A 5,230-nucleotide genomic window follows, 5' to 3' on the forward strand; every position below is an offset into this window, starting at 1 on the left:
GCGTCGACAGCCGCGTCCGACGCCGCCGCGCGCGCCTTCTCCGCGAGCTCCACCGGTACGTGCTGGATCACCTCGTCCCACCACAGACCCGGCTCGAGCCGCGAGGTGATCTCACGAGCCGCCTGTTCGGCGGAACCGCCCGTGATGACCATGGGGCGCGTGCTGCCCAACCGCTCGAGCTCGGCCGCCAGGAATTCACCGGCCTTGTCGGAGCCGAACACCACGCGCTGAGCGGCAGTGACGTGCTCGAACACCATGGGCTGGTTGTCACCGGGCTTGGTGTCCCCGGACCGCTGATCACTCACGAACATTCCGCTCTCTACGCACGAAGACTGGCCGGTTCCAGTGTGTCAGGTGCGCGGGTTCGACCCCAGAGCCATTTCACGAGGGCTTACTGCAGAGTAGGCCTGGCTACCGTACAGTAAACCCTGATCAGATGGTGCCGGCCGCTTCCTCCCACGTCCGATACTGCGCCGCCAGCCGCACCGGGGCGTTGGGGGCGCCGAATCCGCGGTAGTCCCCGCGCCGTTCCACGACCTCCACGAACACCTCGCCGAGGGTCGCCGTGTAGAAGTGCAGGAACTCCCCGCGCTCATCGCGGTCGTAGAGCAAACCGTGCTCCCGCAGTTCGGCGACCGCGTCCGGGGCCAGGTCGAAGCGGGCCACGAGGTCCTCGTAATAGTTCTCGGGCACCGGCAGGAAGGTGAGGCCGCGGCGTCGGGCGCGGCGAGCCACGGCCACAATGTCCGAGCAGGCCAGCGCCACGTGCTCGGGGTAGGCCGCACCCGTGTAGGCGCCCTGTTCCGCGGCGGTGGGGGCCACGTTGAGGGGGATCCGCACGGTTTCGTCCGCGGAGCGCATGACCTGCGAGCGCACCAGCCCGGACGGCCCGGCGACCTCTTGCGCCGGCTGCGCGTGCAGGTCGAGCAGGGAGGTGAGGAACAGGACGGCCTCGTCGTAGTGCTGCCACGGCTGGGCGAGGTTCACGTGGTCCACGCCGGTGATCAGGGAGTCCGACGCCGCCTCGGCCGGGTCCGCGCCGAACTCCTCCAACCACGGGGGCACCCCGCGGTCCCCGTGGGGACCGAAGAAGATCTCGGTCGCATCCGGGGCGAGCACCCCGTGCAGCACGGTTTCGTCCGGCTGCTGGGTGCGCGAGACCACCGGGGCGAGCAAGCGGGAGGCGCGGTGGGCGGCGTCGTCGGGGCTGTCGACCTGGAACCCCAGGGCGGCCAGGCGGGTGGGCTGCTCGAGCGGGGCCTGCAGGTCCTCGCCGATGACCACGCGAACCGGGCCCTGGGTCCACGCCTGGACGGTGTCCTTGCTGCGGTGGTGACCGGCCAGCTCGAACCCCAACTGATGCAGCAGGCGCGTGGTCTGCCCGAGTTTGGAAGTGCGCAACTCCACGAAATCCCATGCCCGCGGCGGCTGGGGATCCGGCAGATCGCTCAGCACGAGCGGCTCACGCGCGGGGTCCTCTCCCGCCGCGCGCACGGCATCCGCGGTCTGGTCCTCAAGCCACCGCAGCGAGCGCAACCCGTCCACGGCGGTGCGGTAGACGTCCGCCTGGCGGAAGGCATCGTTGAAGATCTCCAGCGAGACCGGGCCCGCGTACCCACATTCATGCAGGCGAGCCAGCACGTCCACCAGATCGAAGTCCCCCTCGCCCGGGAACACGCGGTGGTGTCGCGACCACGAGAGAATGTCCTGCTTGAGCAAGGGCGCGTCCGCGAGCTGCACGAAGAACAGTTTGGCCGGATCCAACAGCTCCACGCCGTCCACGGTGTCACCGCGGGAGAGGATGTGGAAGCTGTCCAGGCACGTGCCCACGGCGGGGTGATCGGCCAGCTCCACGATGCGGTGTGCGCGGCGCCAGTCGTTGACGTTCTTGCCCCAGGCCAAGGCCTCGTAGGCGAGCTTGATGTCGTATTCGGCGGCCAGCTCACCGGCCTGGCGCAACTGATCCGCAATGGCCCGATCATCATCCAGGGCGGCCGTGGCCACATTGGAGCACATCAGCAGCACGGGCGTGCCCAGGCGGCGCATCAGGTCGAACTTCGCGCGCAGCCGACGCAGCGAATCGGGGAAAGCCTCCGGGGCGACCTCCACGCCGTCGCGGAACGGCTGGTACATGTCCAGGGAGAGACCGAGTTCGGCGGCCATCTCACGCAGTTGCTCGGGTGAGGACGGTGAAACCACCAGGTCCTGTTCGAACACCTCGATCCCGTGGAATCCGGCGAGCGCGGCGGCCTGCATTTTCTCTTCGAGCGTCCCGGACAGGCACACGGTAGCGATACTGGTTCTCATTGGGCCGCTCCCAGCTCCTGGGCCGCGGAGACCGGCCCCTGACCGGTCAGCGACAGGAAATGATCACGCATCCGCTGCCGGTCCGGGTCCAGCTCGGTGAACAGCCTGAAGGCATCGACCGCCTGCCCGACCGCCATGTGGCCGCCGTCCAGCACGTGGCATCCCAAGGCCTTGGCCGCGGTCACGAGTTCCGTGGCCAACGGCAGGTACACCACGTCCGCGACCCACTGTCGCGCGCTGAGCAGGGCGGTGTCGAACGGCGTTCCGGGGTGGTGATGCATTCCCACGGGGGTCGCATTGACCACACCGCTCGCGCCCTCCACGAGCTCGGGCGCCTGGTCCGGTTCCACAGCCGCCACGACGGCGCCCGGGTACCGCCCGGCCAGGGCGGCGGCGCGCTGGGCCGCGCGAGCGACGTCGACATCCACCAGATCCAAGCGCTGGGCGCCCACGGCGAGCAGCGCCTCAGCGACCGCCGAACCCGCGCCGCCCGAGCCGAACTGAACCACGCGCTCCAGGTCGGCGCCGGGCAGGCCCGCGCGGAACCCGTCCGTGAAACCGGAGCAGTCGGTGTTGTAGCCAATGAACTTGTCGCCCCTGATCAGCACCGTATTGACGGCTCCGATCGCGGCGGCCTGGGGATCCACCTCGTCCAGGTGGTCCATGACGATTTGTTTGCAGGGGTGGGTGATGTTGAACCCGTTGAACCCCAGATCCCGGCCGGCGCGCAGGAGCTCGCCGACGTCCGTTCCGGGGCGATGGATCTCCGCGAGGTCCACGGGGCGGTAGAGATAGCGCACGCCGTGGTGGTCGCCCTCGCGCTCGTGCATGGGTGGGGTGAGGCTTTCGGTGATGCCGTCACCGATCAAACCGATCAGGAAGGACTCATTGAGAGTGGACATGCGGTTCCTTTCGGGGAATCCGGGGAGTTTCTGTGCCTGGATACGTTGACGTGCCTACGAACGGCGCGGTGATTAGGGACGCTGCGGGAGTTGCGAGGCCAGCTGGGCGGCGGCGTCGTTGAGGAGAGGGATGTGCCGTTCGAGACCGGCCAGGTCGCAGCGGTAGACGGGTGCGGCGAGCGCGAGCGCTGCCACGAGAGGCCCGCCCGGGGTCATGACGGGGACGGCCACGGCGCACATGCCCTCATCGTGCTCCTGGTCCTGGCAGGCCCATCCGCGTTGACGGGTTTCTTCGAGGATCCTTCGGAGGCCGTCACGATCGGTGCGGGAGCGATCCGTGCGCGGGACGAGGTCAAGGGTGGCGACCAACTGGTCGCGGGTGTCCTGCGGGCTGAAAGCGAGCAACGCCCTACCCAGTGATGAGGTGTGCAACTCGCCCCGGTCCCCGGGATCGGTGGTGATGCGGTGGTTGGGCCCGTCCACGGTGTGCACGGTGAGGAAGCGGTCCCCGTCCAGCACGGCGAGCAGGGAACTTTCGCCGGTGGCCTCCGTGAGCCGGCGCAGCACGGGAAGTGCGGTGCCGGAGTACCCCCTGGCCGTGGCGACCTTCTGGCCCATGTGAAAAACAAGCAGACCCAGGCGGTACTGCTTGGTGGCGGTGTCGTACTCGGCGAACCCGGAATCGACCAGCGTGGTGAGCAGGCGGTAGCACGTGCTGAAGGCGTAGCCGGACTCGGCGACGATCTGACCCGCGGTGGCCCCGTAGGGGTGGTTGGCCAGCAGTTCCAGGAGCGTGAGCCCTTTGCGCACGGTGCCGGAGCGGTCGGCCGGACGCGCCGTGGCCGGGGCGCTTACCTCGTCCGCCGTGCCCGCCGCCGAGGGGGTGGTCTTGGTGGGGCTCATGACGTGCTCCTGATTTTTTCGGTCGGGTACTTGACGAACAGTGTGACCCACTTCATGCTTGTGTTTCAAGTAGTTGAAAACTATTTCCAATATATGGCAATCACCGCAGCGGGGACGTTTGATCCCACGCCTTCCGTGAAGGATGTCTTCTCATGAGCACCACCCACCACGCAGGCTCACCGGGGCCCACAAATCCGGCAGCAACCGCCGCCAAGACTCCCAAGAAAGCAGCGCTCGCCAGCTGGATCGGCTCGGCTCTGGAGTACTACGACTTTGCCGTGTACGGCACCGCCGCCGCACTGGTGCTGAACCACATCTTCTTCCCGAAGGATGCCTCCCCGGGCGTGGCCATCCTCTTGGCCATGGGTACCGTGGGCGTTGCCTACGTGGTTCGCCCGTTGGGTGCGCTCATCATGGGTCCCCTCGGTGACAAGTACGGGCGCAAGTTCGTGCTCATGCTGACCCTGTTCATGATGGGCGGCGCCACGTTCGCGGTGGGTTGCTTGCCCACCTACGATCAGGCGGGCCTTCTGGCTCCGGCGCTGCTGGTGTTGTGCCGCGTGATCCAGGGCCTCTCCGCTTCCGGTGAGCAGGCGAGCGCCATTTCGGTCTCGCTGGAACACTCCGATGACCGTCACCGCGCCTTCACCACCAGCTGGACCCTGCAGGGCACCCAGTTCGGCACGTTGTTGGCGACCGCGGTGTTCATCCCCTTCACCCTGGTCCTCTCCGAAGAACAGCTGTTCAGCTGGGGCTGGCGCGTTCCGTTCTGGGCTTCCGCCGTGGTGGTCTTCGTGGCGTACATGATCCGCCGTCACCTGGAGGAGCCGCCGGCCTTCGAGGAAGTCCAGGCCGAGGGTGGCGAGGTCAAGCGCACCGCCCCCCTGAGCACTTTGCTGAAGTACCACAAGGCCGCCGTGATCCGCATTGCCGCTGCCGCCATGGTCAACACCATCAACGTGGTGTTCCTGGTCTGGTCGCTGTCCTTCGCAACCTCCATCGTGGGTCTGGAACGTTCCACCATGCTGTGGGTCTCGGTGGTCGCGAACTTCGTGGCACTGTTCACCATTCCGGCCTGGGCCCTGCTGGCGGACAAGATCGGCCGCAAGCCCGTGTTC

General features: G+C 67.7%; 4 protein-coding genes and 1 pseudogene. 1 reads left to right on the top strand and 4 read right to left on the bottom strand.

The genetic code is table 11. From position 1 onward, the window contains the following. The 4 genes and pseudogenes from Q4E95_RS10945 to Q4E95_RS10960 form a co-directional block, all read right to left on the bottom strand. Positions 1 to 305 (bottom strand): annotated as a pseudogene (locus Q4E95_RS10945) (hypothetical protein); the annotation flags it as partial. Between the two features lie 127 nt (positions 306 to 432). Then, entirely contained in the window at positions 433 to 2,307 is a 1,875-nt protein-coding gene (locus tag Q4E95_RS10950; RefSeq protein ID WP_303383341.1) for a bifunctional sugar phosphate isomerase/epimerase/4-hydroxyphenylpyruvate dioxygenase family protein, read from the bottom strand. Continuing rightward, entirely contained in the window at positions 2,304 to 3,209 is a 906-nt protein-coding gene (locus Q4E95_RS10955) for a shikimate dehydrogenase (RefSeq protein ID WP_303383342.1), read from the bottom strand. The genes Q4E95_RS10950 and Q4E95_RS10955 overlap by 4 nt, the downstream gene beginning before the upstream one ends. A gap of 72 nt (positions 3,210 to 3,281) precedes the next feature. Beyond that, positions 3,282 to 4,112 (bottom strand): IclR family transcriptional regulator, encoded by an 831-nt coding sequence (locus Q4E95_RS10960; protein WP_303383343.1) that lies wholly within the window; start codon positions 4,110 to 4,112, stop codon positions 3,282 to 3,284. Between the two features lie 152 nt (positions 4,113 to 4,264). Between Q4E95_RS10960 and Q4E95_RS10965 the strand changes: the two genes are divergently transcribed. Next, positions 4,265 to 5,230: MFS transporter (locus tag Q4E95_RS10965; RefSeq protein ID WP_303383344.1), on the top strand; the 966-nt coding region annotated here is incomplete at its 3' end.

Source organism: Kocuria sp., from assembly GCF_030536815.1.
GTDB lineage: Bacteria > Actinomycetota > Actinomycetes > Actinomycetales > Micrococcaceae > Kocuria > Kocuria gwangalliensis.

Excerpts from the sequence above, each read along its gene's own strand:
- Q4E95_RS10955 (WP_303383342.1), bottom strand. The coding sequence starts at position 3,209 with ATGTCCACTCTCAATGAGTCCTTCCTGATCGGTTTGATCGGTGACGGC.
- Q4E95_RS10960 (WP_303383343.1), bottom strand. The coding sequence starts at position 4,112 with ATGAGCCCCACCAAGACCACCCCCTCGGCGGCGGGCACGGCGGACGAG.
- Q4E95_RS10950 (WP_303383341.1), bottom strand. The coding sequence starts at position 2,307 with ATGAGAACCAGTATCGCTACCGTGTGCCTGTCCGGGACGCTCGAAGAG.